The sequence below is a fragment of the Mycolicibacterium aromaticivorans JS19b1 = JCM 16368 genome, assembly GCF_000559085.1.
GTDB lineage: Bacteria > Actinomycetota > Actinomycetes > Mycobacteriales > Mycobacteriaceae > Mycobacterium > Mycobacterium aromaticivorans.
Genome location: NZ_JALN02000001.1, coordinates 686,639 through 705,898, shown reverse-complemented (window position 1 = coordinate 705,898; position 19,260 = coordinate 686,639). Strand labels below are relative to the sequence as shown.

18 protein-coding genes are annotated in these 19,260 nt (G+C 65.7%); 13 read left to right on the top strand and 5 right to left on the bottom strand.

Features of this window, described 5'->3' with window-relative positions:
- Positions 1 to 32 precede the first annotated feature (32 nt).
- Positions 33 to 881, top strand: a complete 849-nt coding sequence (locus Y900_RS03385; RefSeq protein WP_036339015.1) for a siderophore-interacting protein — start codon at positions 33 to 35, stop codon at positions 879 to 881.
- On the opposite strand, the gene Y900_RS03380 is transcribed toward Y900_RS03385, so the two are convergent.
- Together Y900_RS03380 and Y900_RS03375 are read right to left on the bottom strand one after the other, a co-directional pair.
- Positions 878 to 3,865 (bottom strand): MMPL/RND family transporter, encoded by a 2,988-nt coding sequence (locus Y900_RS03380; RefSeq protein WP_051659859.1) that lies wholly within the window; start codon positions 3,863 to 3,865, stop codon positions 878 to 880. The two genes, Y900_RS03385 and Y900_RS03380, sit on opposite strands and share 4 nt — an antisense overlap.
- On the bottom strand, positions 3,862 to 4,266 hold the full coding sequence (locus Y900_RS03375) for an MmpS family transport accessory protein (RefSeq protein WP_237752494.1): 405 nt from the start codon (positions 4,264 to 4,266) through the stop codon (positions 3,862 to 3,864). The genes Y900_RS03380 and Y900_RS03375 overlap by 4 nt, the downstream gene beginning before the upstream one ends.
- 200 nt (positions 4,267 to 4,466) lie before the next feature.
- On the opposite strand from Y900_RS03375, the gene Y900_RS03370 reads away from it, so the two are divergent.
- Both Y900_RS03370 and Y900_RS03365 read left to right on the top strand, forming a co-directional pair.
- Positions 4,467 to 4,709, top strand: coding sequence for a metal-sensitive transcriptional regulator (locus tag Y900_RS03370; RefSeq protein WP_036345709.1), 243 nt, complete (start codon positions 4,467 to 4,469; stop codon positions 4,707 to 4,709).
- A 291-nt stretch (positions 4,710 to 5,000) separates the two neighbouring features.
- Positions 5,001 to 5,894, top strand: coding sequence for a tyrosine recombinase XerC (locus Y900_RS03365; protein ID WP_420329795.1), 894 nt, complete (start codon positions 5,001 to 5,003; stop codon positions 5,892 to 5,894).
- A 4-nt stretch (positions 5,895 to 5,898) separates the two neighbouring features.
- Here Y900_RS03365 and Y900_RS03360 read toward each other — a convergent pair whose 3' ends face one another.
- Positions 5,899 to 7,329: a protein adenylyltransferase SelO gene (locus Y900_RS03360; protein ID WP_036339007.1), complete on the bottom strand. Its 1,431-nt coding sequence runs from the start codon at positions 7,327 to 7,329 to the stop codon at positions 5,899 to 5,901.
- Between the two features lie 21 nt (positions 7,330 to 7,350).
- Positions 7,351 to 7,842, bottom strand: coding sequence for a M23 family metallopeptidase (locus tag Y900_RS03355; protein ID WP_036339004.1), 492 nt, complete (start codon positions 7,840 to 7,842; stop codon positions 7,351 to 7,353).
- A 299-nt stretch (positions 7,843 to 8,141) separates the two neighbouring features.
- Between Y900_RS03355 and rpsB the strand changes: the two genes are divergently transcribed.
- The 8 genes from rpsB to Y900_RS03315 all read left to right on the top strand — a co-directional run bounded on the left by rpsB (position 8,142) and on the right by Y900_RS03315 (position 17,667).
- On the top strand, positions 8,142 to 8,981 hold the full coding sequence (gene rpsB, locus Y900_RS03350; RefSeq protein WP_036339000.1) for a 30S ribosomal protein S2: 840 nt from the start codon (positions 8,142 to 8,144) through the stop codon (positions 8,979 to 8,981).
- A gap of 18 nt (positions 8,982 to 8,999) precedes the next feature.
- On the top strand, positions 9,000 to 9,815 hold the full coding sequence (gene tsf / locus Y900_RS03345; RefSeq protein WP_036338997.1) for a translation elongation factor Ts: 816 nt from the start codon (positions 9,000 to 9,002) through the stop codon (positions 9,813 to 9,815).
- A gap of 278 nt (positions 9,816 to 10,093) precedes the next feature.
- Positions 10,094 to 11,521 (top strand): amidase, encoded by a 1,428-nt coding sequence (locus Y900_RS03340; RefSeq protein WP_036338994.1) that lies wholly within the window; start codon positions 10,094 to 10,096, stop codon positions 11,519 to 11,521.
- Between the two features lie 100 nt (positions 11,522 to 11,621).
- Positions 11,622 to 12,791, top strand: a complete 1,170-nt coding sequence (locus tag Y900_RS03335) for an ABC transporter permease (RefSeq protein ID WP_036338991.1) — start codon at positions 11,622 to 11,624, stop codon at positions 12,789 to 12,791.
- Positions 12,792 to 12,796: 5 nt separating this feature from the next.
- A complete protein-coding gene (locus tag Y900_RS03330; RefSeq protein WP_420329735.1) occupies positions 12,797 to 13,357 on the top strand; it encodes an ABC transporter permease in 561 nt (186 codons plus the stop codon).
- A gap of 2 nt (positions 13,358 to 13,359) precedes the next feature.
- Positions 13,360 to 14,082, top strand: coding sequence for an ABC transporter ATP-binding protein (locus Y900_RS03325; protein ID WP_036338988.1), 723 nt, complete (start codon positions 13,360 to 13,362; stop codon positions 14,080 to 14,082).
- 24 nt (positions 14,083 to 14,106) lie between these two features.
- Complete coding sequence (locus Y900_RS03320) at positions 14,107 to 15,627, top strand: APC family permease (RefSeq protein ID WP_036338985.1); 1,521 nt, start codon at positions 14,107 to 14,109, stop codon at positions 15,625 to 15,627.
- A gap of 6 nt (positions 15,628 to 15,633) precedes the next feature.
- Positions 15,634 to 17,667 carry a primary-amine oxidase gene (locus Y900_RS03315; RefSeq protein ID WP_036338983.1) on the top strand — a complete coding sequence of 678 codons (2,034 nt, stop codon included), beginning with the start codon at positions 15,634 to 15,636 and terminating at the stop codon, positions 17,665 to 17,667.
- Here the strand turns inward: Y900_RS03315 and Y900_RS03310 are convergent, their stop codons facing one another.
- A complete protein-coding gene (locus Y900_RS03310; protein ID WP_036338981.1) occupies positions 17,668 to 18,087 on the bottom strand; it encodes a MarR family winged helix-turn-helix transcriptional regulator in 420 nt (139 codons plus the stop codon). It abuts the gene before it with no gap.
- A gap of 46 nt (positions 18,088 to 18,133) precedes the next feature.
- On the opposite strand from Y900_RS03310, the gene Y900_RS03305 reads away from it, so the two are divergent.
- Both Y900_RS03305 and Y900_RS03300 read left to right on the top strand, forming a co-directional pair.
- Positions 18,134 to 18,811, top strand: a complete 678-nt coding sequence (locus tag Y900_RS03305) for a class I SAM-dependent methyltransferase (RefSeq protein WP_036338979.1) — start codon at positions 18,134 to 18,136, stop codon at positions 18,809 to 18,811.
- 42 nt (positions 18,812 to 18,853) lie between these two features.
- Positions 18,854 to 19,207 carry a hypothetical protein gene (locus Y900_RS03300; RefSeq protein ID WP_036338977.1) on the top strand — a complete coding sequence of 118 codons (354 nt, stop codon included), beginning with the start codon at positions 18,854 to 18,856 and terminating at the stop codon, positions 19,205 to 19,207.
- The last annotated feature ends 53 nt before the right edge of the window (positions 19,208 to 19,260 follow it).

The following is a 19,260-nucleotide window of genomic DNA, read 5'->3' as shown; positions in this document are numbered from 1 at the left end:
CGGTTGGCTATCGATTTTCGTCGGGAGGCGATGTGGCGGGTCGACCACTACACACATTTCAGGTCGTCAGTACCGAGCAGCTGGCGCCGCACATGGTGCGCGTCGTCCTCGGCGGGACCGGGTTCGACACGTTCACGCCCGGTGAGTTCACCGACTCGTACGTCAAGTTCGTCTTCGTTCGCGACGACATCGACGTCGCGTCGCTGCCGCACCCGCTGACGCTGGACAGCTTCACTGACTTCCCGCCCGAACAGCAGCCCACCGTACGCACCTACACCGTGCGGCGCGTCGACCCGCAGGCTCGTCAGATCACCGTCGACTTCGTGGTCCATGGTGAGCACGGCGTGGCCGGACCGTGGGCGGCGGCCGCCGAACCCGGCGACACCGTCTACCTGATGGGGCCCGGCGGGGCGTACGCACCCGACCCGGCAGCCGACTGGCATCTGTTCGCCGGCGACGAGGCGGGACTCCCCGCCATCAGCGCTGCCCTGGAAGCGTTGCCGCCCAACGCTGTTGGCAAGGCCTTCATCGAGGTCGCCGGACCCGAGGACGAAGTCGAGCTCAACGCACCGGAGTCCGTCGCCATCAACTGGATCTACCGCGGCGGGCGCGCCGACCTCGTGGGCGACGACCGGGCCGGTGACAACGCGCCGCTCATCCAGGCCGTCACCACCACCTTGTGGCTACCGGGCCAGGTCCAGGTCTTCATCCACGGTGAAGCCCAAGCCGTCATGCACAACCTGCGCCCCTACATTCGCAAGGAGCGCGGCGTCGACGCCAAGTGGGCCTCCATCTCCGGCTACTGGCGGCGCGGCCGCACCGAAGAGACATTCAAACAGTGGAAGCGTGAACTCGCCGAGGCCGAAGCCGGGGAGGGTTAAGCCGGGGCGAGCACCTCGGTGTCACCTTCGGGTCCGGCCGTGATGTCCTGTTGTGGCGGGACCGTGCGCATCCGCTCGCTGTAGGCCGGCCGTTGGCGCACCCGCAGCGGCCACCAGAACCAGGGCCCGAGGATCGCGGCGATCGACGGTGTCATCAAGGACCGCACGATCAACGTGTCGAGCAACAGGCCGATCCCGATCGTCATCCCGCCCTGACCGACGTTGAGCAAGTCGCCGGAGATCATCGAACCCATCGTGAAGGCGAACACCAGTCCGGCGGCGGTCACCACGGTGCCGGTACTGCCCATCGACCGGATGATGCCGGTGTTGATACCCGCGCCGATCTCCTCCTTGAACCGCGACACCAGCAGCAGGTTGTAGTCGCTGCCGACGGCCATCAGGATGATCACCGCGAACGCCAGCACGATCCAGTTCAATTCGATGCCCACGATCCGCTCGAAGATGAAGACCGACAGCCCGAAAGCGGCACCCAGCGAGATCACCACCGTCCCGACGATCACCATCGACGCCACCAGTGCGCGCGTGATGATCAGCATCACGATGAAGATCAGGGTCAGAGCGGCGAACGCGGCGATCATGGTGTCGTACTTGGCTCCCGCCTGCACGTCGCGGTAGGTGGCCGCGGTGCCGGTCAGGTACACGTCCGCATTGGCCAGCGCGGTGCCCTTGATCGCCTCGTGCGCTGCGGTCAGCTGGTCGTCGACCACCGAGATGCCGGCTTCCGATGCGGGATTCACGTCGTGGGTGACGATCAGCCGGGCCGCTTTGCCGTCCGGTGAGAGGAATAGCTTGAGCCCCTTCTGGAAGTCGGGGTTGGCGAACACCTCAGGCGGCAGGTAGAAGTAGTCGTCGCTCTTGGATGCGTCGAACGCCTCACCCATCGCGGTGGCCGTGTCGGTCATCTGCTGCATCTGCTGGATCAACCCGTCGAAGCTGCTGTGGATGGTCTGCAGCGTGTGCTGCATCGTCGTGGCGGTCGCGATGATCGGGCCGAACTGCTGCACCATCTGCGGCACCAGCGCGTCGATGTTGTTCATGCCCTTGACCATCTTGTCCATCCCGTCGACCATCGCGGTCATGTCGGTCTGCAGCGACGCCATGTTGTCGCTGAATGTGTTGACGCCGTCCATGGCGTCGAACGCCGAGCGCACCGCAAAGCAGGCTGGGATGTTGAAACAGTTTGGCTCCCAGTAGAAGTAGTTGCGGAACGGCCGCACCTCGTCGTCGAAATTGGCGATGTTATCCCGCATCTGGTCCAGCGTGGCCTTCATGGTGTCCATGTCGGCGACGCTGCGGTGGGCCGATTCCACCATGCCGTTGCCGGAACCGACGGTGGTGTGCATGGCGTCGGAGAACTTCACCATCAACGCCTGTAGCTGCGTCATCGAGCCGATCATCGCGCCCATGTCGTCACTCATCTTGCTGATGTCACCGACGCGCTGCTTCAAGAACTGCAGGTTCTGGGTGATCGGTACCGACGACATGCTGATCTGATAGGGGATGGAGCTGTGGGCGATGGGGGAGCCCAGTGGCCGGGTGATGCTCTGCACCATCGCGATGCCTTTGATCCTGAACAGCGCCTTCGCGATCCGGTCGAGCACGATCATGTCGGTCGGGTTGCGCATGTCGTGGTCAGACTCGACGGTCATGATGTCGGGGTTGAGTCGCGCTGTGCTGAAGTGTTTTTCGGCTGCCGTGTACCCGACGTTGGCCGGCACGTCCGAGGGAATGTAGCGACGGTCGTCGTAGCTCGTCTTGTAGCCGATCATGGCCAGCAGGCCGAGCAGCACGATGCTGGTTGCCGCGGCGAGAATGGGTTTGGGCCAGCGGACTGTTGCGGTGCCGACCTTGCGCCACCCCCTGGTCTTCATCATCCGCTTGGGATCGAGCAGACCGAATCGACTGGCGACGACCAGGATGGCCGGGGCGACGGTCAATGCGGCGGCGACGACGATGATCAGGGCCATGGCCGACGGGTATGCCAGCGAGTTGAAGTAGGACAGCCGGGTCAGCCGCAACGTCAGCATGGCGCCCGCGATGGTCAGTCCGGAGCCGAGGATGACGTGGCCGACACCGTGGAATGCGCTGTAATAGGCCGATTCCGGATCCTCGCCATTTTGTCGCGCTTCGTGGTATCGACCGATCAGGAAGATCGCGTAGTCGGTGCCCGCCGCGATGGACAGTGCTGTCATCAGCGGTACCGAGAACGTCGAGAAGTCCATGATTCCGAGGTGGCCGATCACCGCGACCGCGCCGCGGGCGGCACCCATCTCGATGCCGACGATCGCCAATATGAGCAGCACGGTGCTCACCGATCGGTAGACCAAGGCCAGCATGATCGTGATGACGATCATCGTCACCACGGTCATCTTGATCATTCCGCGGTCACTGGCTTCGAGTGAATCAGTGGTCAGCGGCGCGGGCCCGGTGACGTAGGCGTGTAGCCCTGCGGGAGGCGGGGTTTGGTCGATGATCCTGCGCACAGCATCCACCGAGTGGTTGCCTTCGGTGCTGCCCTGGTCGCCGGCCAGGTTCAGCTGGACGTAGGCGGCCTTGCCGTCACTGCTCTGGACGCCCGCGGCGGTGATCATGTCGCCCCAGAAGTCCTGAACGTGCTCGACGTGCTTGGAGTCGGCATTGAACTTCTCGACGAGGGTCTCGTAGTAGCGGTGCGCCACGTCGCCCAGGGGTTGATCGCCGACGAGCACCACCATGGCGATGCTGTCCGACGTGGACTCCTGAAACTTCTGCCCCATCCGCTTGGCGGCGATCACCGCGGGCGCGTCCTGCGGTGACATCGACACGGCGTTGGCCATGCCGACCTTCTCGACTTGGGGGACAAGCAGATTCACGGCTGCGGTGGCGGCCACCCAGATCAGGATGATCGGGACGGCGAGTGCCCGGATGGTGCGGGGGATGCGCGTGCGAGTGGCCCGGCCCGGCCCGGCGACGTGCGCGCTCATGCGGCTTTGTCCAGACAGAAGGCTTGCGCATCACGACCGTTGGCGAAGTTCTCGGCGACGACTTTGTCGTCGACCAGGATGCGGCAGCCCAATGCGTCGGTGTTACCTTGGGCGACCACATTGGCCAGCACGCCGGGGTCGGTGGTGCTCACCGTCACCGACCAGGGCAGCGCGGTGAAGGCCGCCTCTATCGTCTTGCCGTTGACGTCGAGGTAGCTTATTCGCCCGGAGGCCTCTGCGGGACCGACGATCTCATAGGTCACCCGCTTGGTGTTGATGGGCTTGATGGCGTCTGCCGGCATCGCGGCGGCGTGATAGGGCTTGTCGGAGTCGAAGAACGTTCGAAGCCGGCCGACCACAGCCACCGCGGCCAGCAGGGCGATGACCACTATCGCTGCCACCCAAAACCGTTTCAGCAAGCCAAGCATTGGCGGCATCTCTCTCTCGTGTGACGCGACTCAAGCCGCTACAAGTGGACGGCAACAATCTAGTAATACCATAGGGGGTATGGTATACAGAAATAGTGAGAACCGAGAAGGTCGACGTCGTCGACGTCGAGAAAGACCAGCAGCCGCAGTGTGATGCGGCTGTCGCCGGCACGTTGACGCGGCTGCGCCGCGTGCACGGTCAACTCGGCGGTGTGATCGGGATGATCGAAGAGGGCCGCGGGTGCAAGGATGTCGTCACTCAGCTCGCCGCGGTGTCAAAGGCTTTGGACCGTGCGGGTTTCACGATCATCGCGACCGGCCTGCGCGAATGCATCGACCCGGCCGCCGCCGGGCGTGAAGGCGCCCAGAAGTTGACTATCGACGAGTTGGAGAAATTGTTCTTGAGCCTGGCCTGACCGGCTCTTACGGAAAGGAGATCACGATGTGCCGAGCTGTGAATTGTCGGGTGTGCGGGAAGACGACGTGGTCGGGCTGTGGCATGCACGTCGATGAAGTACGTCGCGGCGTGCCTGCCGGGCAGTGGTGCTCGGGACACGCCGAGAGCGAGCGGCCGTCGCGCTGGAATCCGTTCAAGCGGTCCTGACGCAACGGAATAGTCACGACGGCGGGACACGCCGAGCGTCCGTGTGCGCCGGGGTGCGCCGGGGTGCGAACGTAGGGGAGTGGACCCGAGTGACTGCGCGGCGATCCTCGACGACTACGCCGAGTACCTCGCGCTGGAGCGTTCCCGCTCCGAGCACACCCGACGGGCCTACCTCACCGACCTGAAATTGCTGTTTGCGTTCCTCGACGAGCGCGCCCCCGGCGCCGGGCTGGGCGCACTGACCCTTCCGGTCCTGCGGTCCTGGCTGGCCGCGCAATCGGCTGCCGGAGCGGCTCGCACAACCCTGGCCAGACGCACCTCGGCGGTCAAGACGTTCACCGCATGGGCCGCCCGGCGCGGTCTGCTTGCCGACGACCCCGCGGTCCGGCTCCAGTTGCCCAAGGCCCGTCGCACCCTGCCCGCGGTATTGCGTCAGGATCAGGCGCTGGCCGCGATGGCCGCCGCCGACCTCGGCGCCGAGCAGGGCGACCCGCTGGCGCTGCGTGACCGGCTGATCGTCGAGCTCCTTTACGCCACCGGCATCCGCGTCAGCGAGCTGTGCGGCCTGGACATCGACGACGTCGACACCGGCCGGCGGGTGCTGCGCGTTCTGGGCAAGGGCAACAAACAACGTACGGTCCCGTTCGGGGCGCCGGCGCTGGCCGCGCTCACCGCCTGGCTGACCGACGGCAGGCCCGAACTGGCCACGCCCGACTCCGGTCCCGCGCTGCTGCTCGGGACGCGCGGCAAGCGGCTCGACCCCCGTCAGGCCCGCACCGTGGTGCACCAAACGATGTCGGCGGTCGACGGGGCACCCGACATCGGACCGCACGGTCTGCGGCACAGCGCGGCCACCCATCTACTCGAAGGTGGCGCCGACTTGCGCATCGTCCAGGAGATCCTCGGCCACTCAACATTGGCCACCACGCAGCTCTATACCCATGTGACGGTTGCGCGCCTGCGCGCCGTGCACGATCAGGCGCACCCGCGCGCCTGAGAATCTAAGTGCCGCAGAATGTTTGGAAGCAGCGGCCGAAGTCTTCCGGCGCGGGCTCGGCATAGCGCTCGAGCCCCGCATGCTCGTCGTACGGCGAGCTGAGCGCCACCAGTAGCCGCGTGAACGGCTCCAGGTCGCCCTCCGTGGCGGCGGTCAGCGCTTCCTCGACGAGGTGGTTGCGGGGGATGTACACGGGATTGACCCGGCGCATCCCATCGACGTCCGGGCTCAGGGCGCGCCACCGGGTTGCCCACGCCTCGAACGGTGGCTCGATCACACCATCGGCCAGGCGGCGGAAGAACGAGGTGTAGTCGACGTGCTCGCCTTCGAGTAGCTCCACCAGATCATCGGTGAGTTGCCCGGCGGTCGCGTCCTCGACCTCGTCACCCAGTCCGAGCTTTCGGCGCATGCCCGCCAACCACGCCGACGAGTACTGCGGCGCGAACTGCTGAAGCGATTCGGTCGCCAACTCGACAGCGCGATCCTGATCCTCATCGATGAGCCCGAGTAGCGCCTCGGCGAAGCGGGCGAGGTTCCAGGTGGCGACGGAAGGCTGGTTGCCGTACGCGTAGCGGCCCCACGAGTCGATCGAACTGAACACGGTCTTGGGGTCGAAGGCGTCCATGAAAGCGCATGGCCCGTAGTCGATCGTCTCACCCGAGATCGTCATGTTGTCGGTGTTCATCACGCCATGGATGAACCCGACCAGCATCCACTGCGCGACGAGGTGGGCCTGAGCGGCGATCACCGAGTCGAGCAGCGCCAGATACGGATTGTCGGCCTCGGCGGCGTCGGGGTAGTGCCTGCCGATCGCATGATCGGCGAGTCGCCGCAGCACCTCGAGTTCACCTGCGGCCGCGACATATTGGAAGCTGCCGACGCGCAGATGGCTCGACGCGACACGGGCCAGGACGGCGCCATGCAGCTGGGTCTCGCGCTGCGCGATGCGCCCGGTGGCCACGACCGACAGCGAGCGGGTGGTGGGAATCCCCAGTGCGTGCATGGCCTCGCTGACGAGGTACTCCCGCAGCATCGGACCGACAGCCGCCAGGCCGTCGCCGCCGCGGGCGAACGGCGTGCGGCCGGATCCTTTGAGATGGAGATCGCGTAACCGCCCGTCGGCGTCGGCGAGTTCACCGAGCAGCAGTGCTCGCCCGTCGCCCAGCCGCGGCACCCAGCCGCCGAACTGGTGACCGGCATACCCCTGCGCGACGGGCTCGGCGTCCGCGGGCAGCGCAGTCCCGACAAGCAACCCGATTCCGTCGGGACCGCGCAGCCAGGAGGGGTTAAAGCCCAGCTCGGCGGCGAGCGTCTCGTTGAGCACGAGCAGCCGTGGATCAGGGGCGGCTTCGGCCTGCCAGCGCAGCGCGATCTCGGGCAGCTCGGCGGCGAATCTGTGGCCGAGGACGACGGTCGTGTCGGGCGCGATGGTCATTACCGACCAGCCTACGGATTCTCACCCCGCCAGCGGCTTGAGCCGAACCGGCGTGCTGCCCAGCAGGCCCAGCGGATCGATGTAGTCGGCTCGCGAAGCCGGACCCCACATCGCACCCCAATGCAGGCACGCCGCTGCCGGGCAGCCCGCATGCCCGGGCAGCAGCCGGCCCAGCGCCGTCGACCCGTCGACGAGCTGACCGACCCGCACCGAGGCCTCGACCGGTTCGTAGCTGGTGCGCAGTCCGCCGGCATGTGCCAGCGACACCACCGGGCGCCCGGCCAGCCTTCCGGCGAACACCACCGTCGCCGGGCCTGCGGCGTAAACCGGCTGGTCAGGCGTCCCGGCGAGGTCCACGCCGCGGTGACCGCGCCGCCAGTCCGGTGACGGTGCATCGAAGGCCCTGGTCACCGACGGCGGAGGCCGTAGCGGCCACAGCAGCCGGCCGGCGTCGGCACGGCCGGCGCCCGCGCACACGAGCAACGCCGCCACCACCACCGCAATGACCCGCATCGCTCCAGTTCAGCGCGATATTCGCCGAGACAAAAGCCGCCAGGGGCCATCCTGTGGACGGGCGCCGCGCTGTGGACAAAGCACCCCTTTGAGCGGTGTAAACTTTCTCCTGCAACTCGCGCGAGCGGGTTGACTTCGCGCGCCTGTTCCGCAAGTTCGCCACGTCGACACTTGCACCACGCATGCCGGTTGGTCTCGTCCGAGGTTTCACAACGACGGGTCGGCACGCCTCAGGCGCCAGGGCTTGGCTTCACCCGAAGCCGGGCGACAACCGACAACACATAAGGAATGGCCGACCCATGGCTGTTGTAACCATGAAGCAGCTGCTTGACAGCGGCACGCACTTCGGGCACCAGACCCGACGCTGGAACCCCAAGATGAAGCGGTTCATCTTCACCGACCGCAACGGCATCTACATCATCGACCTGCAGCAGACGCTGACCTACATCGATCAGGCCTACGAGTTCGTCAAGGAGACCGTCGCCCACGGCGGCACGATCCTGTTCGTCGGCACCAAGAAGCAGGCCCAGGAATCCATCGCCGAAGAGGCGACGCGCGTCGGCATGCCGTACGTGAACCAGCGCTGGCTGGGTGGCATGCTCACCAACTTCCAGACCGTGCACAAGCGCCTTCAGCGGATGAAGGAGCTCGAGGCCATGGAGCAGACCGGTGGCTTCGAGGGTCGCACCAAGAAGGAAATCTTGATGCTGACCCGCGAGAAGACCAAGCTCGAGCGCAGCCTCGGCGGTATCCGGGACATGGCCAAGGTGCCGTCTGCGGTGTGGGTCGTCGACACGAACAAGGAACACCTCGCGATCAGCGAGGCCATCAAGCTCGGCATCCCGGTCATCGCGATCCTGGACACCAACTGCGACCCCGATCAGGTCAACTACCCGATCCCGGGCAACGACGACGCGATCCGCTCCGCGGCGCTGCTGACCAAGGTGATCGCCTCCGCGGTGGCCGAGGGTCTGCAGGCACGCTCCGGTGTCAATGCGGGCGACAAGGCCGACTCCGGTTCCGGAGCCGCGGCCGAGCCGCTCGCCGAATGGGAGCAGGAGCTGCTCGCCAGCGCAACCGCGTCGGCCCCCAACGACGCTGGGCCGGTCGCCACCGAAACCACCACTGAAGGTTCTTAGTTCTTAGGGAAGGGCCACATGGCTAACTACACCGCTGCCGACGTCAAGCGGCTTCGGGAGCTCACCGGTGCGGGCATGCTCGACTGCAAGAACGCCCTGGCGGAGAGCGACGGCGACTTCGACAAGGCTGTCGAGGCGCTACGCATCAAGGGTGCCAAGGACGTCGGCAAGCGCGCTGAGCGCGCCACCGCCGAAGGCCTGGTCGCCGCCAAGGGCGGGGCGATGATCGAGCTCAACTCCGAGACCGACTTCGTCGCCAAAAACGCCGAGTTCCAGAAATTGGCCAACGACGTGGTCGCTGCCGCGGCCGAGTCCAAGGCCGCCGATGTGGAGGCCCTCAAGGCCGCCAAAATCGGTGACAGGACCGTCGAGGAAGCCGTCGCGGAACTCTCTGCCAAGATCGGCGAGAAGCTCGAACTGCGCCGTGCGGCGTACTTTGACGGCAACGTCGAGGCCTACCTGCACAAGCGTGCCGCCGACCTGCCGCCCGCGGTGGGTGTGCTGGTCGAGTACACCGGCGATGACACAGAGGCGGCGCACTCGGTGGCGCTGCAGATCGCTGCGCTGAAGGCCAAGTACCTGACCCGTGACGACGTCCCCGCCGACATCGTGGCCAACGAGCGCCACATCGCGGAGGAGACCGCCAAGGCCGAAGGTAAGCCCGAGCAGGCACTGCCCAAGATCATCGAGGGCAGGGTCACCGGCTTCTACAAGGACGTCGTGCTGCTCGACCAGCCGTCGGTGTCCGACAGCAAGAAGACCGTCAAGGCGCTGCTCGACGAGGCCGGCGTGACCGTGACCCGGTTCGTCCGGTTCGAGGTCGGTCAGGCCTAGCCCGACACCAAACTTGGGCCCGACACCAAACTTGGGCCCGACACCAAACTTGGGCCCGACACCAAACTTGGGCCCGACACCAAACTTGGGCCCGACACCAAACTTGGGCCCGACACCAAACTTGGGCCCGACACCAAACTTGGGCCCGACATCAAACTTGGGCGGAACACCAACCGCCCACTGGAAAACCCCGCGCCTCATCCGGCGATCCCGGAGGCGCGGGGTTTTGCCATGTCGGGATCGCTGTTATTGAACACGTGCCTGCTAGCGTCGGCGGAATGCAACATGTGAACGCCTACCGCGATGACGCGCTCGGCACGATGGACGCCGTCGCTCTGGTCGACGCCCTCCGCACCGGCAAGGTATCCCGCCCCGAGCTCGTGGAGGCCGCCATCGCGCGTACCGAGGCGGTCAACCCCATGCTCAACGGTCTGGCCCATCAGACGTTCGAGCGGGCACTGGCCCGCGCGTACGCCGGCGGCCGCGGATACTTCGACGGGGTGCCGACGTTCATCAAGGACAACGTCGATGTCGAGGGCATGCCGACGATGCAGGGTACCGACGCCTGGGAGCCCCGTCCCCAGCCCGCGCACGGCGAGTTCGCCAGCCTCTTTCTGGCCACCGGCCTGGTGCCGCTGGGCAAGACCCAGCTCTCGGAGTTCGGGTTCAGCGCCTCCGCCGAGCATCCGCGGCTGGGCGCTGTCCGCAATCCCTGGGACACCGACTTCACCGCCGGGGCGTCGTCGTCGGGCTCCGGTGCGTTCGTGGCGGCCGGCGTGGTGCCCATCGCCCACGCCAACGACGGCGGTGGGTCGATCCGCATCCCCGCCGCGTGCAACGGTCTGGTGGGCCTGAAGCCGTCGCGTGGTCGGTTGCCGCAGGACAAGATGACCCGCCAGATGCCGGTGCGCATCGTCAACGACGGGGTGCTGACCCGCAGCGTGCGCGACACCGCCGCGTTCTACCGGGAAGCCGAGCGAGTCTGGCGCGACCGCAAGCTGCCACCGATCGGCGCGGTGACCGGTCCGAGCAGTGCCCGGCTGCGCATCGCCGTCGTCACCCAGTCGGTCGTTCGTCAGGCTGCACCCAGTATCCGTGACCACACCCTGAAGACCGCTGAATTGCTTGCCGGCCTTGGTCATAGCGTCGAATACCTCGACCAGCCGCCGGTGCCGCGCTACTTCTTGGACGACTTCCTGTTGTACTGGGCGTTTCTGGCGATGACGTTGGTGCGGACCGGGCAGCGGACGTTCGGTCAGAGTTTCGACAAGACGAAGCTCGACAATCTCACCCTGGGGCTCGACCGGCACGCCAGCCGCAACCTGCACAAGTTGCCGATCGCCATCATGCGGTTGCGCAGGCTGCGGCGAATCACCGCCCGGCTATACCAGACCTACGACGTCATCCTGATGCCCACGCTCGCCGACGAGACGCCCCGCATCGGTCATCTGGATCCCACCGCGGACTTCCGGCAGATCATGGACCGACTGATCGACTGGGTGGCGTTCACACCGTTGCAGAACGCCACCGGCGAGCCGGCAATCTCCTTGCCGCTGGCCCAATCCGCGTCCGGCATGCCGGTGGGCATGATGCTGGCCGGCCCGCTGGGCCACGAACGCCGACTCCTGGAACTCGCCTACGAGCTCGAGGCGGCCCAGCCGTGGCCGCGCATCGACAGCGCACCCCAGCAGCCGCTGACGCATTAGTTGCCGCAGACACCTTGATTTAACAGCCGGGGTGCTCGCGTAACTCGAGTGACATCAGCGGATTCGGTGGCCGAAACAGTCCACGCCGAACATTTTCGGTGTGGAAACCTCTGCCTCCACAACGATTTCGCGGCCATCGGTGATCGCCACAACATCCGGAAACAAGACGTTCGTGCGTCTGCTCCGGTTTGCTTGGGCGAACATCCGCCGGCGGCCCGAACGGTTTGTGCTGTCGGTTCTCGGTATCGCACTGGCGATCACCTGCGTGACGGTGGTGCGCACGATTTCATCGAGCTTCGCCATCACCGGCGCCGATTCGGTGACCGATGTGCTCGGCGGTGCTCAACTGTGGGCGGTGCCGGCCGCGGGCGTCCACTACGACAGCTCGGTGCAGGCGTTGGTCGCCGATGGTCCGGTCCCGGTGATCGACGCCCCTGGGGGGTGGCGGGCGATCAAGACGCTTTCCGGAACCACCGACATCGACGGGACGGTGGTTTCGCTGCGCGGCGACGACGAAATCCCGGACGGGCAAGCACTTTTGGGATCCGGTGTCGCGCGACGACTGGGTCTGCACGATGGTGACCCGATCAGCGTCGGCTCGCAGAGCCTCGCTGCGGTGGTGCGCGGCGGGGGAGAATCGGTCACGGTGTCGACGCCGCTGGCACGCACCGTGGTGGGCGACAACGGGTGGTGGACCGTGTACGCGCCGACCGGTCAGGAGAAGAGTCGCAGCCTCGGCAGCACCTTCGGTGACGCGGTAGGTCTGCGGTCCACCTCCGATCCGTCCGTGAAGCCCGACCCCGGCGGCCCGGGTCTGATCTACGACACGGTGGGCGGAACCGGCCCGCTGACATTCGATCAGAAGTTCTCGGCGCTGTTCTCCGGCAAGGTCACCAGCTCGACACTGGGCATCATCTCGATCATCGGGCTTGTACTGGGCTTCATCATCGCGGTGTCGTCCTTCCTAGCGGCCGTGCAGGAACGCCGCCGTGAATTCGGCATCATGTCCAGCATCGGCCTGGCCGACGAGGTGCTCTATTTCTTCCTCGTGGAATCCGCCGTCGTGTTCGTGGCGGCCTACGTGGTGGGTGTGCTGACCGCGGGAGTCGCTGTGTGGCTGGTGATTCCGGGCATCGCCACCCCGATCGCCTGGCTGCAGGCGGCCGGCATGGTGGCGGGATTCCTGCCCGCGATGGCGATCGTCGGCGCGCTGATACCCGTACATCGCCTACTGCAGAACCGTCCGGTCGACCTGCTCGGAGCGCGCTGATTATGATGTTTGGACTGTCCTACGGCTGGCTGGCGGCACGACGCCGGGTCCGCGAGATGGTGCTGCCGATCGTCACCACCGCCACGGGCGCCTTCCTCGTCGTCATCGTCTTCGGAATGTCGGCCGGCATCCAGGAACAGTCGGCGTCGCTGGGTCATGCAGGCGAAATCGGCCGAGCCGTCATCCTGATCGCGATCACGGTTCTGCTGGTGGGTGTCGTGGAAGTGGCTGTGGCGACCACCCGCACGATCGCGCACCGCACCCGCGAGCTCGGGGTGCTCGGCGCCACCGGAGTGCCGCGCCGTCCTGTCATCGCCGCACTGCTCGTCGAACCGGCAGTCGCGGCCACGCTCGGAGCGATCGTCGGTGTGGTGCTTGCGATCATCGCCGCTGTCGCACTCGGCATGCTCGGTTTGGTGCCCACCGAGGTGTCGGCGGCCGGTCTCGGATTCGGCGCGGCGATCGCGGTCGCGGTCAGCATTGCCGCCGCCCTGGCGACCAGCGTCATCCCCACCTGGAACGCGGCGTCGCGTCCCCCTGTTCATTCCCTGTCGTCCGGAGGTTAGACATGACCGCAGTCGAAGACGCCGTCCCCGACGTCACATCAGCTCCCGAGCCGTCGCCGGTGATCGAGATCAGCGACGTGTGGAAGCTGCACAAACTGGGCGACGAAGTCGTCAAAGCCCTGATCTCCGCTGAATTGACGGTTATGCCAGGCGAATTCGTCTGCCTGATGGGCCCGAGCGGGAGCGGCAAGTCGACGCTGTTGAACATCATCGGCGGCCTGGACCGGCCCACCAAAGGTTCGGTGCTGATCGCCGGCCGGGACACCGCCAGGCTGACCGAAAGCCAGTTCGCCGCGCTACGTCACGACACCATCGGGTTCATCTTCCAGAGCTACAACCTGATCCCGTTCCTGTCCGCGGTCGAGAACGTAGAGCTGCCACTGATGTTCGAGCCATACGACCGCAAGGCGTTGCGGCAGCGCGCACTCGAGCTGCTCGACCTGGTCGGGCTGAGCCACCGGGTGCACCACCAGCCGACCAAGATGTCAGGCGGTGAGCAGCAGCGCACCGCGATCGCGCGGTCGCTGATCAGCAACCCGACGCTGGTGCTTGCCGACGAGCCGACGGCAAATCTGGACCACCGTACCGGAGAGACGGTGGTGCGCATGCTGCGCGACCTGTGCTCAACGCTGGGCGTGACAGTCGTTGCCAGCACCCACGATCCCACGGTGGCCGATGAAGCGAGCCGTGTCGTCCGGATGAGAGACGGACAAATCATCAATTGATCCAACTCCGATGGGGAGTTACGTATGACGCAACAAATAGACGCGCCCACCTCAGGTGGGCGTGACAAGCTGCTGACCACAGAGCTCGTTCCCGAGCAGGTACTGCCGAAGGTGATGACCACCTTCGGCCTGACCGCCACCTACGTCTTCATCATCTGCTGGATCACCGGCTCTTCGATCATGGCGGCCGGCGGGTGGACCGCGATCCCGATGTGGATTCTCGGCATCCTCACCTTCCTGATCCCCGCGGGCATGGCGGTCGCCGAACTCGGCAACCTGTGGCCCGGTGAAGGTGGTGTCTACATCTGGGCGACCCGAACCATGGGCGAGACATGGGGATTCATCGGCGGCTACCTGTCATGGATCCCGGTGGTCCTCAACTCCGCGTCCTCACCGGCGATCATCCTGCAGTTCCTGCTGCTGGCCTTCCACGCCGAATTGGGCCTGACGCTCACCATCATCATCCAGGTGGCACTGCTGTGGGCCGTCATCGGCCTGGCCCTGGCCAAACTCGCTGCCAACCAACGCATCATGAACACCGTCTTCGTCGTCTACTGGGCACTGACCGCCGTCATCTTCATCGCCGGCGTCGTCTACGCATTCCGGAACGGGTCCGCGCAGCCGTTCACCGCGCACGCCGCCCTGGTGCCCGATTTCGCCGGTGCGGGTTTCCTCTACGGCACCGTGCTGCTCTACCTGGTCGGTGTCGAGACGCCCTACAACATGGGCGCGGAGTTCCTCTCGGTACGCAAGAGCGGCCCCAAGATGGTGGTCTACGGATCGATCGCGTTGATCCTGATCTACCTGCTCACCACGCTCGGCACCGTGATGGTGCTGCCTGCCGACCAGGTCGACCCGGTCACCGGCGTCATCGGCATGCTGGGCACCGCCGCACCCAAGGGCGTGATGGAAGTCGCGGCTGTCGTACTGGCCTGCATCGTGTTCGTCGCGCTGATGAGCTATCAGGTGACCTATTCACGGCTGATCTTCGTCTCCGGTCTGGAGCGTCACCTGCCGCGAATCTTCACCCACCTCAACCCGCGCACCCGTAACCCGGTCACCGCCGTGCTGATCCAGGGCGTGTTGTCGTCGCTGCTGATCGTCGGGTTGTACTCGCAGAGCAGCATGGCCAATGTCACTGTGTTCCTGCAGGGCGGCCTGTCCATCGCCTGGCTGATCTCCGGGTTCTTCTTCCTGTTCCCGGTCATCCTGGCGCGCAAGAAGTACGCCGATCGCTATGCCGCCGAGAAGTTCTGGCGGATTCCCGGCGGCACGGTGGGCGTCTGGATCACCGTGGCCATCGGCACGCTGGGCACGCTGGGTGGCATCTACTACTCGTTCGCCAAGTCGTGGATCAAGGACGTCCCCGACAGCACCTGGATGATGTGGACCGGCAGCATCGCGGTCGGCATGTTCGCCCTCGGCGTCATCGTCTACATCTTCGGCCGGCGCTCGGCACACAAGATGACCTCCGAAGACGCACTGGCCCATCTGGCCGTGCTCGATCTCAAGAAGTCCGAAACACCTAGCCCTGAGGCGGTTTGACCGACCATGACCATGGACAGCACCGTGCTGAGCACGGGAACGACCGATGACCGAGCCTGTTATCCGCTCGACCCGCTCAGCGGCGCCGAGATCGAGATGGCGGCTTCGATTGTCAAAGAGTCCGACTATGCAACTCCGACACTGAAATTCGTGATGATTCAGCTCGCCGAGCCGGACAAGAACTCACAGTTGACGTTTGAGTCGATGGCCGATGTTCCGCGGCGGGCGTTCTGCACGATGTACGACGGGGCTGCAAAGCTGATCTACGAGTCGGTCGTCGACATCGGCGCCCGGGTGGTGGAGTCCTGGACGGCGATTCCAGGCCGCTTCCCGTCGTATCTCGTCGAGCACATGACCGGCGTCGAGGAGGTGGTCCGAGCAGACCCGCGCTGGCAGGAGGCGATGCGTAAGCGCGGCATCACCGATTTCGATCTGGCGATGATCGATCCGTGGCCGGCCGGCTATTACGGAGCGCAGGACCATTACGAGAACTCGCCGCTGATCTGTCGTCCGCTGACGTTCATGCGGGCGGCGCCGTCGGAGCACGGGTACGCCCGCCCGGTGGAGGGCGTGATCGTGACCTTCGACCTCGACTCCATGACGGTGCTCGACGTCGAAGACCACGGCGTGGTGCCGTTGCCGCCCAAGGCCGGCAACTACTCGGCGCAGTTCATGTTCGACGCCGACAACCGACCGGCCTTCACCGAGTTCCGGGACGACGTCAAGACCATCGAGATCACCCAGCCGGACGGACCGAGCTTCACCGTCGACGGGTGGAAGGTCGAGTGGCAGAAGTGGTCTCTACGAGTGGGATTCAACCCGCGTGAGGGCCTGACGTTGCACGAGATCACCTACAACGACCGGGGTACCGTCCGGCCGATCATGTACCGGGCCGCGCTCTCGGAGATGGTGGTGCCGTACGGGGACACGTCGCCGACACACTGGAACAAGAACGTGTTCGACATGGGCGAGGTCGGCATGGGCTTCTCGGCGAATCCGCTGACTCTGGGTTGCGACTGTCTGGGCGAGATCTTCTACTTCGACGGTATGGTGCACGATTCCGACGGCAACGCGGTCACCATCCCGAACGCGATCTGCATGCACGAAGAAGACTATGGAATCTCCTGGAAGCACACGGACTTCCGCACGGGCGAGGTCGAGGTGCGCCGGTCGCGCCGGCTGGTGATCTCGATGATCTGCACGGTCGGCAACTACGAGTACGGGTTCTTCTGGTATCTGTACAACGACGCATCGATCGAGATGGAGGTCAAACTCTCCGGGGTGCTCACGACGGGGTCGATTCCCGACGGGGAGAAGCCGCGGTGGGGCAAGCTCGTCGCGCCTGGTATCTACGGCCCGAATCACCAGCACTTCTTCAGTTTCCGGCTCGACATGGCCATTGACGGTCCGGATAACAGTGTCTACGAGGTGGATTCGATCGCCGAGCCCGACCCGGCGCTCAACCCGCACCACAACGCCTGGATCACCAGGGACACCCTGGTGGCGTCGGAGGCCGAGGGAGCGCGGGACTGGAACTGGCAGACCGGGCGGTACTGGAAGGTCACCAACCCGTCGAAGATCAACGAACTCGGCGCCGAGGTGGGTTACAAGCTGGTGCCACGGGATCCGGTGCCGGTGATGGTGCAGGAGGGCTCCTACATCTATGACCGGGCCCGCTTTGTCCAGCACAACTTGTGGGTGACGAAGTACGACAAGGCAGAGAAGTTCGCCGCCGGGGACTACATGTATCAGTGCGCCGAGGCGCAGGGGCTGCCCGAGTACATAGCCGACGATGCACCGCTGGACAACACCGACGTGGTGCTCTGGTACACGGTGGGGGCCCACCACATCGTTCGACCCGAGGACTGGCCGGTGATGCCGTGCGCCTACACCGGATTCCACCTCAAGCCGATCGGCTTCTTCGACGGCAACCCCGCGCTCGACCTGCCGCCGTCACCGCCGAAGGCCTGCCATGCCCACCACGGTGATATCGCAGGCGGGTGGCAGACCACCGAACACGCCGAGATCCGCGCCGACTGACTACGTGCCGAGGGCGGCGAGAATCGAGCGGAATTCTCGCCGCTGCTCGGTGGACAGACCGGCCATCAACCGCTGTTCGGCGGCGCGCACACCCGTCTCGGTGCTGTCCAGCAGCTTTGCACCGGCCCTTGTCAGCTTCGCGGGCAACGAGCGGCCGGCGGCCACGGTGTCGGGGCGGGTGACCAGCCCGCGTTCTTCGAGGCTGCGCAGCACCATGTTCATCGCCTGCGGCGAGACGCCGGTGTCGCGGGCCAGTTCCGCGTTGGAGCGGTCGGGGAACCGGGACAGAATCCGCATGCAGATGTATTGCGGGAACGAGAGGCCTGCCGGTTCGAGCGCGGTGGCGCTCACTTCGGCGCGCAGCACCGAGGCCACCCGATGCATCAGGTAGCCCAGCGGCTCGTCGTGGCCTCCACCCATGTCAATCATATTGACATATATCAACTCAGTTGATAGTCGTGGAGGTATGAGTACAGATGATCTCTTTGATTCGGCCTACCGTCAGTCGGCTCCGGAGTTCGCGGGCTTTCGTCCGCCGTGGAGCATCGACGAGCCCCAGCCCGAAATCGCGGCACTGATAGAACAGGGCAAGTTCCACGGCGACGTGCTCGATGCCGGCTGCGGGGAGGCGGCGGTCTCGATCTACCTCGCCGAGCGCGGCTTCACCACCGTCGGCCTGGACCTGTCACCCGCGGCCATCGACCTCGCCCGCGCGGAGGCGGCCAAGCGCGGCCTGGACAACGCGAGTTTCGACGTCGCCGACATCAGCGACTTCGGTGGCTACGACGGCAGATTCGGCACCATCGTCGACTCGACCCTGTTCCACTCGATGCCGGTCGAGTTGCGTGACGGCTATCAGCGCTCGATCGTGCGTGCGGCTGCACCGGGAGCGTCCTATTTCGTCCTGGTCTTCGATGCCGCCACCATGCCCGCCAACGGGCCCGCGCATCCCGTGACCGCTGACGAGTTGCGTGCCGCGGTCGAGCCGTACTGGGTGATCGACGAGATCCGGCCGGCTCGCATCCACGCGAACGTGCCGGAGCAGATGGCGCATATGGTGGAGTTCGCCGGTGGTGAGCTGCGCGAGGAGGCGAAGGGTCGCAAGTCGATGCCGGCCTGGTTGCTGTCGGCGCATCTCGGCTGAACCCATCTTCGGCGCGCAGCGGCGTGTCGTAGGCTTCGCCGCATGGAACTACTACGTCACGTAGTTGTGCTGATGCACATCGTCGGGTTCGCGGTGACGTTCGGCGCGTGGGCGGCCGAGGGGGCCGCCCGCAGGTTCCGCACCACCCGGTTGATGGATTACGGACTGCTCGTGTCACTGCTCACCGGTCTGGCGCTGGCCGCGCCGTGGCCCGCCGGAATTGTCTTGAACTATCCCAAGATCGGGGTCAAGCTGGCCATCCTGGTGGTGATCGGTGGCCTGCTCGGTATGGGCAACGCCCGGCAGCGGCGCACCGGCGAGCCCGTGCCGCGCCCGGTCTTCTTCTCGGTCGGGGTCTTATCGCTGGCAGCAGCGAGTATCGCTGTGCTGTGGTGACGTGCGGACCAGGGGAGAACCCGGGAAATCGGCACCTTCGGCGATGAGGCAGG